The sequence below is a fragment of the Pseudomonas sp. MD195_PC81_125 genome, assembly GCF_014060985.1.
Classification (GTDB): Bacteria; Pseudomonadota; Gammaproteobacteria; order Pseudomonadales; family Pseudomonadaceae; genus Aquipseudomonas; species Aquipseudomonas parakoreensis.
In genome coordinates this window covers 1-3,760 of sequence record NZ_JABULD010000293.1, presented here as the reverse complement: position 1 = coordinate 3,760, position 3,760 = coordinate 1, and the positions used below count along the sequence as shown (strand labels likewise).

The 3,760-nt window shown below is 62.7% G+C and carries 3 protein-coding genes; 2 read left to right on the top strand and 1 reads right to left on the bottom strand.

Annotated elements, in window-relative coordinates:
- Window positions 1-89 precede the first annotated feature (89 nt).
- Window positions 90-1,079 carry an alpha/beta hydrolase family protein gene (locus HT737_RS12555; protein ID WP_047296969.1) on the bottom strand — a complete coding sequence of 330 codons (990 nt, stop codon included), beginning with the start codon at window positions 1,077-1,079 and terminating at the stop codon, window positions 90-92.
- 74 nt (window positions 1,080-1,153) lie between these two features.
- Here HT737_RS12555 and HT737_RS12550 point away from each other — a divergent pair, with 74 nt between their 5' ends.
- Both HT737_RS12550 and HT737_RS12545 read left to right on the top strand, forming a co-directional pair.
- Window positions 1,154-3,547, top strand: coding sequence for a PAS domain S-box protein (locus tag HT737_RS12550; protein WP_182402704.1), 2,394 nt, complete (start codon window positions 1,154-1,156; stop codon window positions 3,545-3,547).
- Between the two features lie 73 nt (window positions 3,548-3,620).
- Window positions 3,621-3,760: response regulator transcription factor (locus HT737_RS12545; RefSeq protein WP_374011160.1), on the top strand; the 140-nt coding region annotated here is incomplete at its 3' end.

The following is a 3,760-nucleotide window of genomic DNA, read 5'->3' as shown; positions in this document are numbered from 1 at the left end:
CGCTCCCACAGTTGAATGCATTCCGTCTGTAGGAATGCGATCAGTGTGGGAGCGAGCCTGCTCGCGAATGGGGCGACTCGGTCTTCCAGTCAGTCAGTCTTCTGCGGATTCAACCAGCCACGCACCCGCCGAAACAACTGTTCCTGCTCAGCCTTTTTGTCCGGCAACGCCTTGAGCGCCACCTGGCTGAACGCCGAAGTCTTCAGGCGCTTGCTGGCCTGCATGCGCTCCAGCGCCGCGTTACGATCCAGCGCCTTGTCCATGTAGAAAATGTCAGCCGTCGGCAACTTCAGGGTCGGCGTCAGCTCGGCCAGTTGCGGCTTGGCTTTACTTGGCGTTTGCGCATCGACCATCACTAGCTTCTCGACCTGCGAACTCTGCCGCTCGCTGAGGAAACGCGCCGCCCAGTACGCGCCCGTACCGTGACCGAGGATCACGACCCGGCGTGCGCTTTGTTGCTCGGCGTAGGCAATGGCCGCGTCGATCCGCGCAAAGATTCGCTCGGCATCCGCCTTGGATTGTTCTTCAGTCGTTTCGGCCACGACCTGATCCGCCACGTCCGCTTCGCCGCCCGCAGCCTGTTCGATCGGTTGCGCGGTGGTGGAATCCTTGCTGCCACTTTCCGCGGCTTTCGGCGCGGCGGCGGGCGCAATCACGCGTGGAGCGATGACATCGCTTTGCAGATCCGGCAGGGTGATACTCAGGCTGCTCCACTCGACGTCGGGCAATTTGTTGCGCAGCGGGGCGATCACTTGCGGCCAGTCAGCGGTTTCGCCGGCGCCCGGCACAATAATGACCGCACCTTTGGGTTCGGCAGTGTTGGCCGGTTTCCACAGGGCGAGGAAAGTGTCGGCGCCGGCCTGCAGTTGCTGCTGCTCTTGCGCCGGGACTTTACGTTCGAGTGCTGCGGCTTCTTCCTGACTACGCTCAAGCAGTGGCTGGCGTTCGGCGGGTTTTTCGGCGGCTGGTTGCTCGGCGGTGGAGGCGGGCGCCGGATCGGCGGCTTCGACGGAAAACGCACAAGGCAGGATCAGCGACAGGCACAATGCTGGCATTGCCAGGCGATAGACAGAGGGCATCGGTTATTCCAGGCCAGAAAAGTATCCCGGCAGCCTAATGGGTTGGTCAGAATTTGTCAGTGCAAGAGACTTCAATGATGCGTTTTTGCTGCCTGTGGGTTATCGGCTGGTTGTGTTTTCCCTTGATGGGCTGGGCGGCGTCTGCGCCGGCGGCGCATGCAGCGCTGTTGACGCCCGCCGAGCAGCAATGGCTGGCGCAGCACCGTGAGTTGCGTGTGGGCCTCGTGCTGCAGGCGCCGTACGCGCAGTACGACCGACGTCTGCAGCGCTTGTCCGGGGCCAATGTCGAATTGATGAAGTCACTGGCCAAGACCTTGAACGTCGAGCTGAGCTGGCGCAATTTTCAGGATCTGGCGCAACTGGAGGAGGCCGCCCGCGAAGGCGAAATCGACATCGCCCCGGGCCTGACCCAGACCCCGGGTGCACTGCGCCTGTGGCAATTTTCCGATCCCTACATGCGGGTGCCACAACTGGTGGTCAGCGACCAGAAGAGCGGCGGCGTGGTCGAGCTGGAAAAACTCGACAGCCTGTCGCGCGTCGCCGTGCGCATGCCCAGCGTGACGGCAGACTATTTGCGCAGCACCTATCCCCATCTGAATCTGCAAGGCGTGCCGCTGGAGCGTCAGGCGCTGCAACTGCTGTTGACCCAGCAGGCGTCCTACGCCGTGGTGGATGAGGCGCAACTCGGACGGTTGTCTGCCGAACCTGAGTTCGCCGGGTTGGTGGTGGTCGGCGATATCGGCTTGCCGCAGCTGTTGCGCATTGCCACACGGCGCGACTGGCCGGCGTTGGCCGGCATTGTTGAAACTGCTCTGCGGGCGATTCCCGCGAAGGATCTGGAACGCCTGCACACGCAATGGCTGCAACCCAAATACCCGCGTCTGTCGGAGTCGCCGGGGTTCTGGCAGAACCTCAGTTTGCTGTTTGCGGTGTTGTTGCTCAGTTGTGTGGCCATTGTGGTCTGGCAACGACGCCAGCAACACAGCCTCGAACACCGTCTGTTGAGCGCCCGGGAAGACATCGCCCTGCGCGCGGCCAGCGAAGAAGCCTTGCGCCTGACCCAGTTTTCCATCGATCAAAGTACTGTCGGCATTCTTTGGGTCAACTGGGACAGCCATGTGCGTTACGCCAACCGCGCGGCGGAAAGCATGCTCGGTTATCCACAGGGCGCGTTGATCGAACGGCCGCTGATCGATTTCGAACCCGGTCTGCACATGGACCGCTGGCTCAACCTGTGGAAACGCGCGCGGGCCAGTGAGGAAGGACCGCTGAGCTTTGAAACCAGCTGCGTGCGCGCTGATGGCAGCGTCCTGCCGGCGGACGTTTCGCTGAGTTTTCTGCGCTTTCGCGACAGCGAGTATCTGGTGGTTTATCTCACCGACGTCACCGAGCGTCGCCGCGCGCTGGCCGCGTTACAGGAAAGTGAAGCGCGCCTGCAAGGCATCGCCGCCAACGTACCGGGGCTGGTGTTTCGCCTGGAGCGGGCGCCAGTGACCGGGCAGATCGATTTCGCCTACATCAGCGAGGGCAGCGAGAGTCTGGTCGGCTACGCGCCGGCCGCCATTGCGCACCGCGACATGGGCTTGCGCAGCCTGGTGCACCCGGACGACAAGGCCAGTTACCACCAGACCCAGGACCAGGCACTGGACACCGACAGTGACTGGTCGTGGCAGGGCCGCATCCTCACCCGTCAGGGCGAACAACGCTGGGCCGAGATCAAGGCAATCACCCGCCAGCTGGAGGATGGCGCCTATGTCTGGGACGGCATCGTTTGGGACATCAGCGAAAGCAAGCGCATCGAACTGGAACTGGCGGCGTCCCGCGAGCAACTGCGCGAGCTGTCGGCGCACCTGGAAAGCGTGCGCGAAGAAGAGAAGGCGCGCATTGCCCGTGAAGTGCACGATGAGCTGGGGCAGATGCTCACGGTGCTGAAACTGGAAACCTCGATGTGCGAGCTGGCCTACGCGCAACTCGATCCGGGCCTGCACGAACGGTTGAACAGCATGAAACGCCTGATCGCCCAGTTGTTCCAGCTGGTGCGCGATGTGGCGACGGCGCTGCGCCCGCCGATCCTCGATGCCGGGATCGCTTCGGCGATTGAGTGGCAGGCGCGGCGATTCGAGGCGCGCACGCAGATTCCATGTCTGGTGCAGGTGCCGGACAATCTGCCGGTGCTCAGCGACGCCAAGGCGATCGGGCTGTTCCGCATCCTGCAGGAGGCGCTGACCAATGTGATGCGCCACGCCCAAGCGCATACTGTGGAGCTGACGCTGGCGCTGAAAGGCGACGAGTTGTGTCTGACGGTCAGCGACGATGGCGCAGGCTTTGTCGCGACGGCGCAGCGGCCGACATCCTTTGGCCTGGTTGGCATGCGCGAGCGGGTGTTGATCATGGGCGGGCGGCTGGTGCTTGAGAGTGAGCCGGGCGAGGGCACCAGTCTGAAGGTGTGGGTGCCTTTGGATCGATAAAGATCGCGTATCCCTGTAGGAGCTGCCGAAGGTGCGATCTTTTAGCGTCAATGCAAATATCGAGGAGAGGCAAGTGATCCGTGTACTGGTAGCCGAAGACCACACCATCGTCCGGGAAGGCATCAAGCAATTGATCGGCCTGGCCAAGGACCTGCAAGTGGTGGGGGAGGCGAGCAATGGCGAGCAGTTGCTCGAAACCCTGCGCAGTGTGCC